1 protein-coding gene and 1 pseudogene are annotated in these 605 nt (G+C 31.4%); both read left to right on the top strand.

Annotated features, from left to right (window positions below; translation table 11 throughout):
- Window positions 1-142 (top strand): annotated as a pseudogene (locus tag FUA24_RS25695) (outer membrane protein assembly factor); the annotation flags it as partial.
- A gap of 70 nt (window positions 143-212) precedes the next feature.
- Window positions 213-605, top strand: a 393-nt coding sequence (locus FUA24_RS05185) for a metallophosphoesterase family protein (RefSeq protein ID WP_148540302.1), incomplete at its 3' end; no start/stop codon positions are given.

Below are 605 nucleotides of genomic sequence, written 5' to 3'. Positions count from 1 at the left end.
CAACCTAAAAATATACTCTGGTTTAGGGCTCAGGTTTATTCATAAAAAAATATTTAATGCAATTTTTAGAATAGACTACGGTTTGGGGCTTACAGAAAATGCTTCGCAAGGACTTGTGTTTGGTATAGGTCAATATTTTTAATTAAATCTTAACTTTAAAAAAGCGTTGTTTTTTATAATTCTGCTATAGTTTTGCAGAAAAGTATTATAAAATGGCGCGCACTATTGCAATAGGAGATATTCACGGAGGTTTACAGGCTTTAATTCAAATATTAAATAAAATAGAAATAAAAGAAGCGGATACCCTTATTTTTATGGGTGATTATGTAGATGGCTGGAGTGAATCTGCCCATGTAATTCAGTTGCTAATTGAATTATCTGAAAAAATAAACTGCATTTTTATAAAAGGAAATCATGATGTTTGGTGTGAAAATTGGCTAAACTCAAAAGGCGTTAATGCAACTTGGTACATGCATGGTGGTAAAGAAACTATTGAAAGCTATACAAGCTTTACACCTGAGCAAAAAAAGGAACATTTAAAGTTTTTAAAAAGTATGCCACTGTATTATCTAGATGAAGAGAACAGGCTGTTTTTACATGCAGGT

The organism is Seonamhaeicola marinus, from assembly GCF_008085455.1.
The sequence above is the reverse complement of the archived record's forward strand: the minus strand, read 5'-3'. Positions and strand labels throughout refer to the sequence as shown.